This is a genomic window from Nocardioides sp. B129/18, from assembly GCF_055282735.1.
The window spans coordinates 13,977-30,012 of the sequence record NZ_JBUZJI010000003.1 but is presented as its reverse complement, the minus strand read 5'-3'; the positions used below and the strand labels follow the sequence as shown (position 1 = coordinate 30,012).

The window sequence follows — 16,036 nt, the reverse complement described above, 5'->3', positions numbered from 1 at the left end:
GTCCCACCCCCGGTCGTGAGACGATCGGCCCTGTCAGATCCGTCCGCACCCGCGCAGGAGCGAGCATGAGCGTCCCCGTCCGCCGTGAGGGCTACGTCCCGGTCCCCCGGCAGCCCACCGACCACATCGTCGAGGCGCCGGTCGTCCTCCACCAGACCTCCGACGCCGGCTGGGGCCTGGTCCTCGGCTCGGGCGCGGCCGTCCTCGGCTTCAGCTGGACGCTGTTCCCGCTCGACAACGGCGGCATGTGGGCCGGCTACTGGTGCTCGCTGCTCGGCACCATCGTGCTGATGGCCGGCCTCGGCCTGCGCACCTCGCTCCCCCGTCTCCCGCTGCTGGCCGCGGCCGGCGGCAGCGGCGCGCTCCTGATCCTCGTCCCGCTGCTGCGCGACTGGGGCACCTTCGCGACCACGACGATGGTCATCGGCGGCGCCGTGGTCATCCTGGGCGCAGGCCTGGCCGGCGCCCGCGGACGCGACTGACCCACCCGCTCCATCCCCGAGGCCGGTCCCCGCGGGACCGGCCTCGTGGCGTCTGCGGACGCCGACCTACCATTCCCCCGTCCCCACAGCTCTGAGAGGCGCCTGCGATGTGCGTTCCCGTCCCCTGCCGCGTGTGCGGCGACAAGACCACCTGGAGCGGCTGCGGCGAGCACGTCGCCGACGTCCGCGCCGTGGTGCCCGCCGAGCAGTGGTGCGAGGGTCACGACGCCTGATCTCGCGGGCCCGACCGGCGATCGGCGCGTTCGACTGCGCGGGCACCGCCCACGGCCCCACCATGGACTCGTGCGCATCCGGGACGCGCGCGCGGAGCGCCACCCTCTCCGCCCCAGGACGACGGTCATCACCGCCGTCCTCCTCGCCGTGCTCGGCTCCGGGCTGGCCATCGCCGGCCTGGCCGATCCCGTCGGCGCCAGCGGCGCCTCCCGGTGCACCGGCTTCCGCGACGAGGCGCAGTGGCGTCGCGCGCACCCCACCGGCGGCGGCGACGACGTCCTGGTCATCGGCGACTCCTGGAGCGTCGGGCTCGGCCTGAGCGACCTCGACCGGTCGTGGCCCTCCCGCCTGCCCGGGCGCGTCGTCGTGGCCGGCTTCTCCGGGTCCGGCTTCTCGGCCACCGCCTCGGACTGCGGACGCAGCTACTCCTTCGCCCAGCGCGCCCCGGCGGCGCTGCGCCTCGTCGGCCCCCGCGCCCCCGTGCTCGTCGAGGGCGGGCTCAACGACTACGACCAGAGCGACGCCGCCATCGCCGGCGGCTTCGCCCGGCTCATGCGGGTGCTGCACGGGCGCGAGGTGGTCGTCATCGGCCCCGCGGCGGCCCCGCGCCGGGCTGCCCGCGTCGGACGCGTCGAGGCCCTCCTGCAGACCCTCTGCGAGGAGCGCGGCATCCCCTACGTCGCCACCAGCGACCTCGCACTGCCCTACCTGCCCGACCGGCTGCACCTCACCGACGCCGGCCAGCAGCGCTTCGGCGACGTCGTCGCCGCACGCGTCGCCGCGGCTCAGAACCGGTAGAGACGCGGCTCCAGCAGGGCGCCGTCGCCGCGACGCAGCTCGGGCTTGACGACGTCGTCGAAGCGCACCGGGCCGCGGCGCCGCCGCTTGCCGACGGTCAGCGCCGCGGTGAGCGCTCGGGCCACCACGGCCTCGGTGCCGTGGTGGTGGGCCTCGGCGTGGATCGTCGCCTCGACGAACGCGGGGTCGTGGACGCCCTCGACGCGCGCCGGCTGCGTGCCCTCCCAGCGCAGCGCCACGATGTTGTGGTGGTGGCGGGAGTCGATGAGCGCCTTCACCGACGACTCCAGACCCGAGCGCTCCAGGTAGGCCTCGATCTCGGGGTCGAAGCTGCGGGCCTGCTTGGCCTCGAAGACCAGCGTCGGCGGGGCGGTGCTCTCGTCGAGCCGGCACCACCACAGGTGGCTCGGGAAGTCGACGATCTTCGAGGCCGAGGCCTCGGGCACCTCGATGTAGCCGGCCCTGGCCACCCGCGTCAGCTCGCGGACCACGCCGACGGGGTCGGTGACGTGCTCGAGCACGTGGGAGCAGATGGCGTAGTCGAAGACGCCGTCGGCGAAGGGCATGTCGGCGGCGTCGGCGTCGAAGAGCGGCCGGTCGACGCGGGTGCGGCCGGTGCCCGAGCGCTGGCCGGCGAAGGCGTCGTCGGGATAGCGGTCGAGCAGCACGTCGGCGCGCCACGACGGCTTGTCGCCGCTGCCGACGTCGAGCACCAGGCCCTCGGGACCCACCGGGATGGCGATGCGCCGCTCGTGGAAGGAGCGCAGCTTCTCGGCGAGGTTCCCCATGGCGCACACCCTAGGCGGTGCGCCACGTCGAGCCGTGTCGGATCCCGACGGCGCGCGAGCGCGGCGAGCAGACCGGCCCCGATGCGGGGCTCACCTGCGCCGTCCGATGGCCAGGACGGGTCAGGCCCGAGGGGTCGAACGGACGGTTGCCGCACCAGATCGCGTCGCGCTCGGCGGTTCTTCTGACACGTCCGCCACGACCTGCCTACGGTGTGGCCCGCATGCGTGGGGGGAGAGCCATGATCGGGCATGAGCGTGCGGTCTCGACGACCGCCGAGGGACGGATCCGACGCCGGTGGACGGTGTCGGCGAGGATGCTGCTGATGACCGTGGCCCTGCTCGTCGGCTGGGCGTTCGCCCCCGGGGGCGACGGCTCGCTCGTCCCGGCGGCCCGAGCGGAGGGGCCCGCGGCGGACGCCGTGCGCACCGCACCGCGAGCCCCCGGCGTGATCGCCCCGCGCACGGTCTCGACCCGACTGGCGTCCTCGGTGCTGCCCGAGCGGACCGTGCGGATCTTCACGATGAGCATGCGCGTGCGCAAGGGCGAGCGGCGCCTGGTCACGGCCAAGATCTACGCCGCGCAGCCTCACTCGACCTCCGACCCGGTGCTGATGGCCGCGGTGTCGGTGATGTGCAGCCCGCGGCCGGGCGGGGTGCGCAACGCCGGCTCGACGCAGAACCTGGTGCGCGGCCACCGCAGCCTCATGACGCCGCGGTTCGTCTACAAGGCACCTCGCACGGGCACCGTCACCTGCACGGTGCGGGCGACGTCCAAGCGCCCGCGGCCGAACTGGCGCGGCCACCGCAGCAACGCCTGGAAGGTGTCGCTCGGCTCCTACCTGTCGATGAGCCGCCCCCTCGGCCTGTGGTCGCGGACGCTGGTCAACCCCTCCCGCTCGAAGATCCTCAGCACGCACCGCCGCAGCTGGACGACGATCTCGCGCCGCGTGTGGATCGGCGCCGGCAGCGCCTTCCAGATCCTCGCCGATCACAAGGTCACCACCTGCTCCTCCCCCGGCGGGAGCAAGGACTCCACCACCCAGGGCCGCAACCTGTGCCGCCACCGCGTCAGCCGCAAGGGCACCCGCGTGCGCACCCGGCTGATCGTCGTGCAGCTGACCCGCAGCGGCCACGCCTGCGCGCCGCGGCAGATCGACTACGGCAGCCGCAAGGTGACCCCGGCGATCCACCACGCCATGGTGTTCAACCGCGTGCGGATCAAGGTCCACCACCGCAAGGGCTGCACCTCGCAGTTCTGGGTGCGCTCCCAGGTGCTGCACCGCTCCGGCGCGGCGATGCTCGTGCACGCCCCGGCCGACCGGCTCACGATCCTGCCGAAGGTCGTGAAGTAGGACGCTCGGTCAGAGGGGCCGGAAGCCCGTGGACGTCGCCGGGAAGTGGACGACGACGGCCGGGCCGCTGAGCACCTGCACCTCGTTCCAGACCTTGATCCGGCTGCCGCACGAGGCCTTGTCCGACAGCGTCACGGTGCCCTCGGTGGCGATGCCGAGGTGGTGACGGCGGGCGCGGACCCGGAACTGCTGGGTGGAGTCGGGCACCACCGTCGTCGCGCACACCGAGCCGCCCGGGGTGTACTGGCGCACGATCAGGCGGGTGCGCACCAGCGAGCCCTCGGGGAGGCGCTTCACGACCGAGCGGGTGCACAGGTCGCGCCCGTCGGTGGTCTGGTCGCGCGAGCCGCCCTGCACGGTGCAGGTGGTCAGGTAGGCGTTGCCGGTGACGAAGGCCTGCGAGCCCGGCGCCGCGGAGGTGACGACCTCGCTGGCGTGGGCGTACTGCTTCGGCTTGGCCAGGAACGAGCGGCCGGCGAAGCCGCGGTTGGCGTCGTCGTAGACGAAGCGCTTGCTCTCGACGGTGCGCTCGGAGACCGGGCCGGAGATGGTGAGGGTGGCCCGCGCCAGCAGGCGACGCTGCGAGAGCGGCTTGGAGGAGGTCTGCAGGCCCATCGTCGTGCCGTACGCGAAGCAGGCGCCGCGCTTGTCCTTGATGTCGAAGTAGACGCGCGTGCTCATCGGCAGGATCTCCCCCCTCGCGATGTTGGCGCGGGTGCCGATCTGGTCGGCGATGCTCGTCTCCTCCTTGCACACCAGCGAGAGGGCGACGAACTGCAGGGCGTCGGCGGACTCGTCCTTCACGTTGACCTTGAGCTCGGCGTAGTACGTGCCCGGCGCGGGCACCTTCACGTAGCCCAGGCGCACGCTCTCCCCCGACTGCTCCGCCTTCGCCCGCGGCGTGAGGTAGGCGGCCTCGCTGCCCGAGTAGGTGTGCGGCGTCGGCGGCTCGGCGGCCGCCGGCAGCGCTGCGAGCAGTCCGGCGACGAGGGCGGCGGGGACGAGGGCGCGGATCCACATGGCGACCAGGGAAGCACGATTCGGCGCAGCACGGGACCGTTGTGCCGAACCCCGGTCACCACGAGCTCGTCGCCTCCTCCGCACCCCGCGTCGACACCCCGCGTTGGCGTCCGCATCGTGCGCGGGTCAGGATGCGGCATGACGACCTTCCGGGAGACCCGCGAGCTCGAGGGCGCGACCTTCCACCGCGCCAGCCTCCGCGGCGCCAGGTTCCGCCACTCCGACGTCAGCGGCGTGCGGATGCGCGGCGTCGACGCCGACGGCCTCGACCTCGACAGCCACGACCTCAGCTACGGCCAGCACCTGTGGGTCAACGGCGTCGACGTCGTGCCCTTCGTCGAGGCCGAGCTCGACCGTCGCATGCCGGGTCGCTCGCTGCGGCACTCCGAGACGCCCGAGGGGCTGCGCGAGGCGTGGACGGCCGTGCGCGCCGCCTGGCACGAGACCACCGCCAACGCGCCGCGCGACCTCGTCGAGGTGCGCGTCGACGACGAGTGGTGCCTGGCCGAGACCCTGCGCCACCTGGTGCTGGCCACCGACGCCTGGCTCGGCAAGGCGATCCTCGGACGCACCCAGCCCTTCCACGAGATCGGCGTCGCGTTCAGCGGCGCCGAGGAGTGGGGCTTCGACACCTCCGTCCTGCGGGCCGACGCCCCCGCCTACGACGAGGTGCTCGCCGTCCGCGCCGAGCGGCAGGCGCAGGTCACCGCCTTCCTCGACGAGGTCACCCGCGAGCTGCTCGCCGAGGAGCGCGAGGACCCCTGGGGCGGCGACTGGGCGCCGACCGTGGGCGACTGCCTGCGCGTCATCCTCGAGGAGGAGTGGGCGCACCTGCGCTACGCCGACCGCGATCTGGCGATCCTGGAGGGCTGAGCCTCAGGCGCTCGCCTCGACCCGCGCCTCTGCTCCGGCCGCCGCGAGGTGGTCGCGGATCGCGCCGGCGCTGCACGCGGAGACCTGCTCGGCGACGACGGGAGCGTCGGTCTCGGTCCACTGCTTGGCCGTGAGGAGGTCGGCGCCGGTGGTCTCGCGCAGCGCCTTGATGACGGCGATCTGCCGCGGGCCGACCTCGACGAGGCGAACCGCAGCCGAGCCCTCCTGGCTGAACGCCGGACTCACGCGCGCGGGCCTCGGGCGTCCGTGGCGCACGCGGTGGGTCCAGTCGCGCGACGTCAGGACGACGCCGAGCAGCAGGAAGACACCGGCCACTCGGCCGAAGACGCCTCCCGACCACAGCAGCCAGACGCCGGCCAGCACCTGGACCGCGACCCAGATCGCCGACCTCACCCGAGGATCCCGAGGATCCCGAGGACTCATGCTCATGCCGTCCGAGGCTACCCCTGCGCGGGAGCCGTCAGCGGCCCTCGAAGCTCGGACGCCCCCGGTCGAGGAAGGCGGCCACGGCACCGACGTGGTCCTGCGTGGCACCGAGACGGATCTGCGCCAGTGCCTCGGCCTCGAGGGCGGCGTCGAGCGTGGCTCCGTGGCCCTCGAGGAGCAGGCGCTTGCTCTCGGCGAAGGCGAGGGTCGGGCCCTGGGCGAGCGTCGCGGCGAGCTCCTGGGCGCGCGGGAGCACCGCGTCGGCGGCGACGCACTCCCCCGAGACGCCCCACGCGACGGCCTGCTCGGCGGTGAAGGTGGTGCCGAGGAGGATCAGCTCCCGGGCGCGGGACTCGCCCACGGCGCGGGGCAGCGTGAGGGAGAGGCCGGAGTCGAAGGTCAGGCCGATGCCGGTGAAGGCCGTGGCGAGCCGTGCGCCCTCGGCGAGGACGCGGTGGTCGCAGGCCAGGGCCAGCCCGAGGCCGGCTCCGACGCAGGTGCCGCCGACGGCGGCGACCACCGGCTTCGGCATGGTCATCAGCGCGCGGACGATCGGCGCGTAGTGCTCCCGCACGGTCGCGAACGCGGCCTCCGCGCCGTCCTCCAGCGCGGTGGCGTGCTCGCCGAGGTCCTGGCCGACGGAGAACGCCCGCTCGCCGCCGGCGAGCACCACCGCGCGCACGCTCGGGTCGTCGGCGACCTCGAGGACGGCGTCGCGCAGGGCGACCTTGACCTCCTGCGAGAGCGCCGGGACGCCGAGGGTGAGGGTGGCGACCGCGCCGGTGCGATCGACGTGGACGGACGTGGTCATGGTTGCTCCTGGGGCTGGTCGACAGGCGTGCGGCTCAGGCGTCGAAGTCGACGACGACCTGATCGCTGACGGGGAAGGTCTGGCAGGTCAGCACGAACCTGCGCTGCACCTCGTCGGGCTCGAGGGCGTAGTTGCGCACCATCTCGACCTCGCCCCCGCGGACCTGGGCGCGGCAGGTGCCGCACACCCCGCCCTTGCAGGCGAACGGGAGGTCGCTGCGCGTCTGCTGGGCGGAGTCGAGGATCGTGGCGTCGCGCGCCATCGCGGTGGTCGTCGACCGGCCGTCGAGCACCACGGTGACCTCCGAGGTGACGCCCTCGACCACGCGCTCGGCGTGACGCAGCTGCGGCGGCGGCTCGTCGACGTAGAAGAGCTCGAGGTGGATGCGGTCGGCGGGCACCCCGCGCTCGGCGAGCACGTCGCGAGCTCCGGTGACCAGCGCGAGCGGGCCGCACAGCCAGACGTGATCGAGGTCGTCCACGGGGACGAGCGCGTCGAGCAGGATGCGCAGGCGGTCGGGGTCGAGGCGTCCGGAGAACAGCTCGACGTCGCGGGGCTCGCGGGAGAGCACGTGGACGAGGTCGAGCTGCTGGTGGTGGGCGTTCTTGAGGTCGGCGAGCTCCTCGGCGAACATCACCGAGCCCGAGGTGCGGTTGCCGTAGAGCAGCGTGACGCGGGCGTCGGGGTGGCGCAGCACCGTGGCCGCGATGGAGAGCATCGGGGTGATGCCGGAGCCGGCGGCGATGCACAGGTGCCGGCCGCCCTCGTCGGGGTCGGCGCGGAAGGCTCCGGTCGGCGGCAGCACGTCGACGACGTCACCGGGACGCACCTCATGCACCAGCCACCTCGAGAACAGTCCGTCGGGGATCTCCCGCACGCCGATCCGCGGGGCGGAGCCGGCCGGCGCGCAGATGCTGTAGCTGCGCCGGTGCTCGACGCCGTCGACGACGCGGCGCAGCGTCAGCGACTGCCCGGCGGCGAAGGCGAAGAGCTCGCCCAGCTCCTCGGGGACGTCGAAGGTGACGGCAGCGGAGTCGTCGGTGAGCCGCTCGATGCGGGCGATCGTCAGCGGATGGAACGCGGTGCGCGCGGAGGTGCTCTCGCCGAGCGTGGCCGTCACGTCAGATCTCCTTGAGGTGGTCGAAGGGCTCGAGGCAGGCCCGGCAGCGGTAGAGGGCCTTGCACGCCGTGGAGCCGAACTCCGAGGTGAGGGCGACGTCGTCGGACGCGCAGCGGGGACACCTCACGGCGCGCCGCACCGGGCCGAGGTCGAGCGCGATCGGCCCCGCGGACCGCGGCGCGTCCCCCGGCGGGGAGATCCCGGCCGCGGCCAGCGCGGCCCGGCCGGCCGGCGTGATGTCGTCGCTGCTCCACGCGGGGGCCAGGTCGACGCGCACCCGGGCGTCGGCGAACCCCGCGTCCTGCAGGGCGCGCAGGAGGTCGTCGCGCATCGTGGCCATCGCAGGGCAGCCGGAGTAGGTCGGGGTGATCGCAGCGACGACGGCGCCGTCGTCATCGACCTCGACCCCGCGCAGGACGCCGAGGTCGAGCAGGGTGAGCATCGGCAGCTCGGGGTCGACGACGCTCGCGGCGGCGGCGCGCGCCCGCGCGAGCACCTCGTCGCGGTGCAGGACGGCGCTCACCACAGGCCCCGCGGGTGGGCGCGGGCGACGACCTGCATCTCGGCGAGCAGGCGGCTGAGGTGCTCGGTGTGGCGCCCGTCGCGGCCCGTGAGCCCCTGGACGCCGCCGAGAGCGCCACGCTCGGGACGCACGACGTCGGCGGCGGCCAAGACCTGCTCCAGCACGGCGTCGACGGCCTGCGTCACGCTGCCTGGGGCGATCCCGACGCCGGCCTCGGCCGCCGCCCGCTCGACCTCGTGGGTCTCGAGGAGCTCGGGCCACAGCGGCCACAGGCGCTCCAGTGCGCTCACCAGCCGACGGCGCGACTCCTCGGTGCCCTGGGCGAGGGTGACGAACCACCGGCCCGCGAACGAGCGGTGGTAGGCCAGCTCCTTGACGCCCTTCGCGGCCACCGCGGCGAGCACGGCGTCGCGGCTGGAGGCGAGCTGGTCGAAGAGCGCCAGCCGCCAGGTCGAGAAGAGCAGGACGCGGACGATGGTCTCGGCGAAGTCGCCGTTGGGCAGCTCCACCAGGCGTACGTTGCGCAGCTGCTGGTCGTCACGGAAGAACGCGAGGCGGTCCTCGTCGGGCACCGGCGAGCCCTCGGGCAGGACGGGGACGATCGTGGGGTCGGCCGCCGCGGCTCGCGCGAGGAGCAGTCGGGCCTGGCCGAGGAGGTCGAGCGCGATGTTCGACAGCGCGATGTCCTCCTCGAGGTCGGGCGCCCGGCTGGACCACTCCGCCAGCCGCTGGGCCAGCACGAGCGCGTCGTCGCCGAGCATCAGGCAGTAGGCCGCGAGCGTGGCCGGCTCGACGCCGTCGGGCACCGTGGTGTCGACGCCGGCGAGCGGGTCCTCGAAGTCGGTGCCGAACGCCCAGTGCGCGTCGTCGACGAGCAGGCCGTCGTAGACGCTGGCATGCGCGTCGGCGTCGGGGGTGTTCACCTTGCTCGATGGGGACATCGGGGCTCGCCTCACATGTGGGGGACGTCGTCGGGGATGTCGTAGAAGGTCGGGTGGCGGTAGACCTTGTCGCCGCTGGGCGCGAAGAGCGGATCCTTCTCGTCCGGGCTGGACGCCGTGATGGCCGAGGACCGCACCACCCAGATGCTGACGCCCTCGTTGCGGCGGGTGTAGACATCGCGCGCGTGGTGGAGGGCGAGGGCGTCGTCGGGGGCGTGCAGCGACCCGACGTGGACGTGGTTGAGGCCGCGCTTGCCGCGCACGAAGACCTCGTAGAGGGGCCACTCGGCCCGAGTGGTGCCGCTCATGCCGACTCCCCCGCCGTCGCCGAGCGGCGCGCGTACGCGGTGGCCGCCTCGCGCACCCACGCCCCGTCGTCCCAGGCCTGCTTGCGGTGGGCGATGCGCTGGGCGTTGCACGGCCCGTCGCCCTTGACCACCGACCAGAACTCCTGCCAGTCGGGCTCGCCGAAGTCGTGGTGGCCCCGCTCCTCGTTCCAGACCAGATCGGGGTCGGGCAGGGTGACGCCGAGCGCCTTCGCCTGCGGGACGGTCATGTCGACGAAGCGCTGCCGCAGCTCGTCGTTGGTGTGGGTCTTGATGCCCCAGGCCATCGACTGCTCGGTGTTGGTGGACGCCTCGTCGGGCGGGCCGAACATCATCAGAGCCGGCCACCAGAGCCGGTCGACGGACCCCTGCACCATGGCGCGCTGCTCGTCGGTGCCGCGCATCATCGTCATCAGCAGCTCGAATCCCTGCCGCTGGTGGAAGGACTCCTCCTTGCAGACGCGGATCATCGCCCGGCCGTAGGGGCCGAAGGAGGTGCGACACAGCGGCACCTGATTGCAGATGGCCGCGCCGTCGACGAGCCAGCCGATCGTGCCGACGTCGGCGTAGGAGAGCGTGGGGTAGTTGAAGATCGAGGAGTACTTCTGTCGGCCGGAGATGAGCATCTCGGTGAGCTCATCCCTGCTCACGCCGAGGGTCTCGGCGGCGGAGTAGAGGTAGAGGCCGTGGCCTGCCTCGTCCTGCACCTTGGCGAGCAGGACGGCCTTGCGCCGCAGCGAGGGCACCCGGCTCAGCCAGTTGCCCTCCGGCTGCATGCCGATGATCTCGGAGTGGGCGTGCTGGGCGATCTGGCGCACGAGGGTCCTGCGATACCCCTCGGGCATCCAGTCGCGCGGCTCGACGCGGTCGCCGCGGGCGAGGGTGGTCTCGAAGCGACGCTCCAGCGCGTCCGGGTCGGGCAGGTCGGGGACCTCGGGCTCGGCGACAGCCGATGACATGCAGCGCCTCCAGGATCGGATGAGCAGACCGAATATTCGTTCGGCAGCCTACACCCCTCCTGTGACCTGGCCCACGAGGCCGGCCCGCGACGCCATGGGCCGCGTGGGAGCATGAGGCCATGAGCGAGGCGACGAGGCGCGGATGCACCCTGCCGTCCGGGGAGGCGCGGCCGACCTACACCCTCGACCTCCTGCTCGACGTCGCCGTGCGCGTGTTCACCGAGCGCGGCTACGACGGCACCAGCTTCGCCCACCTCTCCGAGGCCTCGGGGCTCTCGAAGTCCTCGCTCTACCACCACATCGAGGGCAAGGAGCAGCTGCTGCGCCTCGGGGTCGAGCGCGCCCTCGAGCCGCTCATGGCCAGCACCCAGGAGGAGGCCGCCCGCTCCGGGCCGGCCATCGACCGCCTCACCCACCTCGTGCGGCGCAATCTCGAGATCATGGCCGAGCGCCTCCCCTACGTGCAGCTGCTCCTCAGCGTGCACGGCAACACCGACACCGAGCGGTGGGCGCTGGAGCAGCGCCGCGAGTACGACCGCATCGTCGCCGGCGTCGTCGAGGACGCCATCGCCGAGGGCGCCGTGCGCAGCGACATCGACGCCCGCACCACCGCCCGCCTGATCTTCGGCATGAGCAACTCCGTGCGCGAGTGGTACCGCCCCGAGCGACACACCCAGCCGGCCGAGCTCGCCGCCCAGGTCTGCTCGCTGGTGCTCGACGGCATCCGCGTGCGCTGAGCACGTCGCGAGACGCACGGAGCAGGGTCGCGCCGCCAGCCGGCGCTGGGCGCCGTGGGCGTTCCGGCGCGCGGCCCTTCCGGAGGCCCTCGTCGTCCAGCGCTTCTGCCCGCGGGGCGTGTCTCGCAGGATCTGGGCCGGGCGAACCTGCGAGACACGTCAGACGGGGACGGTTTCCCCGGTCAGCCGGGGAAACCGGCATGCCCCACGGGGCATCAATGCCACCGCGGCCGCCCCAACCACCGCCACGCGGAAACACGAAGAGAGCCGGCCCCGAAGGACCGGCTCTCTTTCAACCTGTGGAGCTGAGGGGACTCGAACCCCTGACCCTCTGCATGCCATCGCCCAGGAATGACAGAGCCGCTACCAGCTGCGCCACAGCCCCGACCACCGCCACGCAGAAAGACGAAGAGAGCCGGCCCCGAAGGACCGGCTCTCTTGCAACCTGTGGACCTTTCGGGACAACTATCGAAACCTAGCGCCGCGGTCACCAAGCTCCTGACTTCGCCGTTGCCGCAGGTCAGGGCCACAATCCCCGAATCCGCTCCCCCGCCACCTCGACAGGTCCAGGTCCGCCTGTCGAGACAGCGGCAGCTCGAACTGGTCGAGAGATACCGAGCCGGTGCGCTCCGAAGAGAACTGGCCGAGTCCTACGGCGTCGGGACCGGGACCGTCTCGAACATCCTCAAGCGACACGGAGCCAGCCGGAAGATCGGCCTCACTGACACCGAAGTCAAGGGTGCTGCTGAGCGCTACGAGGCGGGCCACTCACTCGCGCAGATCGCCGAGGACCTCGGCGTCGTCGCGAACACGGTCCGCACGGCCCTCCTCGCGCACGGAGTCATGATGCGCTCGACGAGCGGAGCCGCACGATGAAGCGCCTAAGCCGGTACGACGACCGGCCCGGGACCGCCCTCGGGTTGGTCTACCTGTGGGACCTCGTTCCGGCCGTCAACGAGTACATCGAGTTCGATCTCGACCCAGATCCCGAGTGGTGGCAGTCGTTCGCTCAGCGGGTCGCAGCAGACGTGGCCATCGCGAAGACGATCCCAGATGTACGGAGGCCGTTGGGTCCGGTCGAGCGGGCGTGACGCTTCAATTGCGGTTCAGCCCGAAGTCGCGGGTCAGGAGTGCCTGCTTCCAGTGCGTCTCGGCGGCATCGATCTCGGCCGTCGGCGTCGAAGGACCAAACACTCGGAGCAGGCTGAACTGGAAGTGGCGCCGGTGCTCGGCGTCCTTCCCAGCAAGCTCGCGCAGCGCCTTGTTGCCACCGTGACCGTCTTGGGCGTACTGGCTCCAGCGCCCGAGAATCCGTTCACTGCCATCGGCCTTGCCAACGTAGAGATGACCCGTGCTGGTGTCGGCAATCAGATAGATCCCTTGAACGGACCCCAGCGCGGTATGCCAGGCGGCATAGCGCGAGTCCTTCACCATCGTCTGGAGCTCGGCGTACCCGATCCGCACTCCGTCGAAGCCGGGGAACGGCACTGCCTCGGGATCGGCGATCTCCACGACAGGAAAGCTCGTCGCCGATGCGCCGGGCTTCGCCCAGTTGATCGTGTCCTTCGACCACTCCACCACGAGCCGGTTCTTTAGCGATACGAGAAGCTCCGACTCCTGGAGATCGAAAAAGCGGAGCGTGTCCGTGCGCCGATCCGTCAGCTCACCCCTGTTGTCGTACACGGTGACGAGGCGGCACCGAAGGCCACCTGTCGCGATGAAGACGAGCCAGATTGGCGGCGGGGTCTTCCCAAGCTTGTTTCGAAGCCCCTGACGGTGGGTGTAGTCACGGAGGCGATCAGGCGCGAGATCCTCTGGTCCGCGGAGTTCGTCTTCGTGCCCAGCCTTGTAGGTGTGGCGGACGACGACAACGTCTGCTGGGTCGATCCCAGCGGCACTGAGAAGATGCCCGAGCGTCAAGTCGCCGAAGGGTGACGGTGCACTCACTCCGCTCCCCCATCTCCGTCACTTGAACGGATCTTGCGGGCCTGCTCCGCAACCCGTCGTGAAAGGTCCCCTGTCGTGGTCCGTGCACGATCGACGGCCTGATTGCCCACTCGCTTCGCCGCGCCGACGCGCTCCGATCCCGCGACTAGTGCGCGATCCTTGACCTCACCTGCAGCCGACTTCCACCGACGCGCTTCCAGCGGATCCCGCTTGCCTTCGATACCAATCCGATCGTGAAACTCGAGGATGGACCCCGAGACTTCGTTGCTGGCAGCGACGAGCGCGGGCGCCTTGGAGGGGTGCAGAAGGACCTTCGTGTTGGCGGCGCCTCCAGCGGAGTCCATCCTGACCATGAGGCGCTGCGTGCACTGCGAGATGAGGTCCAGGCGGTCGTGCCGTGCAGCCTGGAGGCCGAGTCGATGCCGGTCGAGCTCCTCTGGTGAGGCATCGAGGACGCGGTCGAGTTCGAGTTCGAGGACAGCAATAGCGTCCTGTAGTTGGAAGCAGCGAGCCAGCACGGCTAGCCATTTCTGCACCTGCAGCTGCGCATCCTGCGTCGCCTTGGCGAGGTCTCCGACCTTCTTCTTGCGTTCGAGCTTGTCAGCCAGATCGGCGAGTTCCCGCAGGGCATATGCCTGGGTGTCCAGGACCGTCGTCGAGGTTGCTTGGACTTTCGACCAGGTCACTTCGGAGACTCGGCCGACGGTCTCGCGGACCTTCATGGCCTCCCTGACGGCGAGGTCGACTCCATCCATACGCGCGAGCACTTGGTTCGTCTGGGACCGGAGGACGTCGTCCAGCTTCTCGTCGATCTTGGCGAGGTAGTCGGTGATCTCGTCCATGGCTTGCTGCATCGCGAGCTGTGCCATGAGTCCGCCTACGCCAGACAGGAGCGCCGGATTTGTCAGGGCTGATCCGGGCGTGCGCACAAGTTGGAGGAATCCCTTGCTCTTGCCGCCCTCGGTCAGGACAGCGCGACTGGTGCCAGGGCTCGACCCCTTCATCAGCTTGTACTTCTTCATCGCCTGAGCCGACTCCTCGGTCAGCTTCACCCAGCGGCCCGAGTTGGCGACGACCTCAGCCCCGGCCTGGGTTGCTGCACCGCCGGTGGTTAGTACCTTGCCGAGCCGGGGCAGATCGAGGTCCTTGGACGGCAATCCCTCGGAAGCCAGGAACAACTCGACAGCGGCTGGCTCGCCAATGACGGCGAGACCGGCGCCATCGCTGACGATCTCAATCTCGCTTGGCACAGGCACGGGCTCCTTGGGGTGAAGGCGGGTCGACCCAAACTACTTCAGGCAATTGTGTTCCCATCGCTGGTCTGTGTATCGCCGGTCCCGCCGGTGTACCGCTTGCGCAGCGCAGAGAGTTGCTGCCGAAGAGGGGTTTTCGGGACCTTGGCGAGGTTGATGGGCGGGTCGAGCTCAGCCAGGAGCGCGGTCTCCAGCGCATCAAGGGTGTCGGCGTCCTCGACGGGGATCGGGACGATGCGGAGGTGGGCGTGCATCCACCTGGTCAGTTCGACCTCGTCGATCGATGGCTGCGCATTCGCTGCTGCCAAGACCGAGCCCAGGCTGCGTCGAAGTGTGGAGAACTCGTGCTTGTTGCCCAGGTGCATCGTCGCGATACGACCCCACAGGGTGTTCGTCGACTTCGAGCCACCGCTACGGGTTGCTCCGGCCAGGCCTGCATAGATCAGGCCGGGCTCGACCGCATGGCCCAAGCCCCTGCTCAGATCCTCAGCTCCGTGTACGTCCACCCACCAGCTGTACATCCCCGGCGACCTCAGCCCGTCTCCTCCCGATGCGAGAACGTCGGCCAGCGTCCTCGATGAGCTGTGGTCACGGAGGCGGTCGAGGACCGCTCCGACCTCGACTCCAGCCTGGTTCTCGTTCTGGAGGTACCAGGACAGGCGGCGACCGATGGATAGCCCGGCCAGCCGGTCATGCACGTCGGCCCCGCGATCTCGGAGGACGGGCGTAATCGCGTCGACGTACGTGGAGCCGGCGTGAACCTCGACTACCTTGCCGGCCAGCGCTCCAGCGGCACTTTCGAGTTGCTCCCCCACTTTCTGGCCCCATGCACGTCGATAGTCATGGGAGGTGTCGGGTAGGTAGCGCTCGTAGGGCTCGAGCCATTCGGTTGGAGCGACGAGTCCGTGCTCAGCCGAGAGGATGTACCAGGGCACCCCTGAAGCCTCGGCGTAGCGCCGCATCTTGAGGAAGTAGTCCGACGTGTACAGATCCCGCGCTTCCGCGCCGATGGCCCGCTTGCTCTTGACGCAGCCGATCAGGACGATGTCCGGCTGCCTCTCTGGTTGCACAACCGCCGAGGACGGGTTCCGGGGCGACGAGGCGGTCGTGCGGTTCGTAGTCGGCTTCGCGCTGAGGACTGCGTTTCCACTCCCGATCGCGAAGCCCAAGTTCTGCAGCCAACGCCGCGAGGACTGGGACTGGAAGCGCTGCCGGTCCTTCACCCCGGTCGCTAGGGAGATCACTTGCTTGACCGGCCAACGGATGCCGTCGATGTCGACCCAGTAGCTGCGGATGTCCTCGGGAACGTGACCGTCTACGCGGGAGCGGACTATGTCCGGGGTGAGGTCGAAGGTCTCGCCATCGAGGGTGAAGCGCATGTCTCTTCATACCTCGCCGGTCCGACGCATTGTCCGAACGGAAGGT

Annotated in this window: 19 protein-coding genes; 7 read left to right on the top strand and 12 right to left on the bottom strand. The window is 71.1% G+C overall.

The window, feature by feature from the left end; all coding sequences use genetic code 11:
* Positions 1-65: 65 nt before the first annotated feature.
* The 3 genes from ACZDWJ_RS02960 (at position 66) to ACZDWJ_RS02950 (ending at position 1,514) form a co-directional block, all read left to right on the top strand.
* Entirely contained in the window at positions 66-482 is a 417-nt protein-coding gene (locus tag ACZDWJ_RS02960) for a hypothetical protein (protein ID WP_463519424.1), read from the top strand.
* Between the two features lie 107 nt (positions 483-589).
* Positions 590-715 (top strand): hypothetical protein, encoded by a 126-nt coding sequence (locus ACZDWJ_RS02955; RefSeq protein ID WP_463519423.1) that lies wholly within the window; start codon positions 590-592, stop codon positions 713-715.
* 70 nt (positions 716-785) lie between these two features.
* Positions 786-1,514 carry an SGNH/GDSL hydrolase family protein gene (locus ACZDWJ_RS02950; RefSeq protein WP_463519422.1) on the top strand — a complete coding sequence of 243 codons (729 nt, stop codon included), beginning with the start codon at positions 786-788 and terminating at the stop codon, positions 1,512-1,514.
* Here ACZDWJ_RS02950 and ACZDWJ_RS02945 read toward each other — a convergent pair.
* Positions 1,502-2,302 (bottom strand): methyltransferase domain-containing protein, encoded by an 801-nt coding sequence (locus ACZDWJ_RS02945; RefSeq protein WP_463519421.1) that lies wholly within the window; start codon positions 2,300-2,302, stop codon positions 1,502-1,504. The two genes, ACZDWJ_RS02950 and ACZDWJ_RS02945, sit on opposite strands and share 13 nt — an antisense overlap.
* Before the next feature lie 323 nt (positions 2,303-2,625).
* Here ACZDWJ_RS02945 and ACZDWJ_RS02940 point away from each other — a divergent pair, with 323 nt between their 5' ends.
* Positions 2,626-3,654 carry a hypothetical protein gene (locus tag ACZDWJ_RS02940; protein ID WP_463519420.1) on the top strand — a complete coding sequence of 343 codons (1,029 nt, stop codon included), beginning with the start codon at positions 2,626-2,628 and terminating at the stop codon, positions 3,652-3,654.
* A gap of 9 nt (positions 3,655-3,663) precedes the next feature.
* Here ACZDWJ_RS02940 and ACZDWJ_RS02935 read toward each other — a convergent pair whose 3' ends face one another.
* Complete coding sequence (locus tag ACZDWJ_RS02935; RefSeq protein WP_463519419.1) at positions 3,664-4,674, bottom strand: hypothetical protein; 1,011 nt, start codon at positions 4,672-4,674, stop codon at positions 3,664-3,666.
* Between the two features lie 138 nt (positions 4,675-4,812).
* On the opposite strand from ACZDWJ_RS02935, the gene ACZDWJ_RS02930 reads away from it, so the two are divergent.
* The gene (locus tag ACZDWJ_RS02930) at positions 4,813-5,547 is read left to right on the top strand and encodes a DinB family protein (RefSeq protein ID WP_463519418.1); all 735 of its coding nucleotides are present in this window, start codon (positions 4,813-4,815) and stop codon (positions 5,545-5,547) included.
* Between the two features lie 3 nt (positions 5,548-5,550).
* Here ACZDWJ_RS02930 and ACZDWJ_RS02925 read toward each other — a convergent pair whose 3' ends face one another.
* From ACZDWJ_RS02925 to paaA, 7 genes are all read right to left on the bottom strand, one after another.
* Positions 5,551-5,961 (bottom strand): ribosomal protein L7/L12, encoded by a 411-nt coding sequence (locus tag ACZDWJ_RS02925; RefSeq protein ID WP_463519417.1) that lies wholly within the window; start codon positions 5,959-5,961, stop codon positions 5,551-5,553.
* A 67-nt stretch (positions 5,962-6,028) separates the two neighbouring features.
* Positions 6,029-6,805, bottom strand: a complete 777-nt coding sequence (locus ACZDWJ_RS02920; protein WP_463519416.1) for an enoyl-CoA hydratase/isomerase family protein — start codon at positions 6,803-6,805, stop codon at positions 6,029-6,031.
* Positions 6,806-6,839: 34 nt separating this feature from the next.
* Positions 6,840-7,925 (bottom strand): 1,2-phenylacetyl-CoA epoxidase subunit PaaE, encoded by a 1,086-nt coding sequence (paaE, locus tag ACZDWJ_RS02915; RefSeq protein WP_463519415.1) that lies wholly within the window; start codon positions 7,923-7,925, stop codon positions 6,840-6,842.
* Between the two features lies 1 nt (position 7,926).
* The gene (gene paaD / locus ACZDWJ_RS02910; RefSeq protein ID WP_463519414.1) at positions 7,927-8,448 is read right to left on the bottom strand and encodes a 1,2-phenylacetyl-CoA epoxidase subunit PaaD; all 522 of its coding nucleotides are present in this window, start codon (positions 8,446-8,448) and stop codon (positions 7,927-7,929) included.
* On the bottom strand, positions 8,445-9,389 hold the full coding sequence (gene paaC, locus ACZDWJ_RS02905; RefSeq protein ID WP_463519413.1) for a 1,2-phenylacetyl-CoA epoxidase subunit PaaC: 945 nt from the start codon (positions 9,387-9,389) through the stop codon (positions 8,445-8,447). The genes paaD and paaC overlap by 4 nt, the downstream gene beginning before the upstream one ends.
* A gap of 11 nt (positions 9,390-9,400) precedes the next feature.
* Positions 9,401-9,697 carry a 1,2-phenylacetyl-CoA epoxidase subunit PaaB gene (gene paaB, locus ACZDWJ_RS02900; protein ID WP_463519412.1) on the bottom strand — a complete coding sequence of 99 codons (297 nt, stop codon included), beginning with the start codon at positions 9,695-9,697 and terminating at the stop codon, positions 9,401-9,403.
* On the bottom strand, positions 9,694-10,674 hold the full coding sequence (paaA, locus tag ACZDWJ_RS02895; protein WP_463519411.1) for a 1,2-phenylacetyl-CoA epoxidase subunit PaaA: 981 nt from the start codon (positions 10,672-10,674) through the stop codon (positions 9,694-9,696). The genes paaB and paaA overlap by 4 nt, the downstream gene beginning before the upstream one ends.
* A gap of 119 nt (positions 10,675-10,793) precedes the next feature.
* Between paaA and ACZDWJ_RS02890 the strand changes: the two genes are divergently transcribed.
* Positions 10,794-11,411, top strand: coding sequence for a TetR/AcrR family transcriptional regulator (locus ACZDWJ_RS02890; RefSeq protein WP_463519410.1), 618 nt, complete (start codon positions 10,794-10,796; stop codon positions 11,409-11,411).
* A gap of 872 nt (positions 11,412-12,283) precedes the next feature.
* The gene (locus tag ACZDWJ_RS02885) at positions 12,284-12,502 is read left to right on the top strand and encodes a hypothetical protein (RefSeq protein ID WP_463519409.1); all 219 of its coding nucleotides are present in this window, start codon (positions 12,284-12,286) and stop codon (positions 12,500-12,502) included.
* 4 nt (positions 12,503-12,506) lie between these two features.
* Here the strand turns inward: ACZDWJ_RS02885 and ACZDWJ_RS02880 are convergent, their stop codons facing one another.
* From ACZDWJ_RS02880 to ACZDWJ_RS02870, 3 genes are read right to left on the bottom strand one after another with little or no spacing between them, the layout of a single operon-like run.
* Positions 12,507-13,331, bottom strand: a complete 825-nt coding sequence (locus tag ACZDWJ_RS02880) for a GIY-YIG nuclease family protein (RefSeq protein WP_463519408.1) — start codon at positions 13,329-13,331, stop codon at positions 12,507-12,509.
* 23 nt (positions 13,332-13,354) lie between these two features.
* Entirely contained in the window at positions 13,355-14,608 is a 1,254-nt protein-coding gene (locus tag ACZDWJ_RS02875) for a hypothetical protein (protein WP_463519407.1), read from the bottom strand.
* 44 nt (positions 14,609-14,652) lie between these two features.
* A complete protein-coding gene (locus ACZDWJ_RS02870) occupies positions 14,653-15,990 on the bottom strand; it encodes a DUF6884 domain-containing protein (protein ID WP_463519406.1) in 1,338 nt (445 codons plus the stop codon).
* Between the last annotated feature and the right edge of the window lie 46 nt (positions 15,991-16,036).